The sequence below is a fragment of the Escherichia sp. AM3 genome, from assembly GCF_032029835.1.
Classification (GTDB): Bacteria; Pseudomonadota; Gammaproteobacteria; order Enterobacterales; family Enterobacteriaceae; genus Escherichia; species Escherichia coli.
The window spans coordinates 1-396 of record NZ_JAVUPQ010000626.1; the positions used below are offsets into that span (position 1 = coordinate 1).

Genomic DNA, 396 nt, shown 5'->3' on the forward strand with positions numbered 1-396 from the left:
GCCGCCCTGCTGCCGGATGGATGGGCACGGGATATGACGACGTTCCTGTCACTCAGTCAGGAGGTGCTGTTATCCCTGCTCAGTTTCTGCACTGCATGCAGCATCCACGGCGTTCAGACCCGTGAGTGTGGTCACACGTCACGCAGTCCGCTGGACTCGCTGGAAACCGCCATCGGCTTTCACATGCGCGACTGGTGGCAGCCGACAAAAGCAAACTTCTTCGGACACTTGAAACAGCCGCAGATTATCGCAGCCCTGAATGAGGCCGGACTGTCCGGTGCCGCACGGGACGCGGAGAAAATGAAGAAAGGCGATGCGGCTGAACATGCAGAGTTCCATATGAAAGACAACCGCTGGGTGCCTGGCTGGATGTGTGCACCACGTCCACAGACGGAT

General features: G+C 58.6%; 1 pseudogene. It reads left to right on the forward strand.

Annotated elements, in window-relative coordinates:
• A pseudogene (locus RTW80_RS27585) lies at positions 1 to 396 on the forward strand (hypothetical protein); the annotation flags it as partial.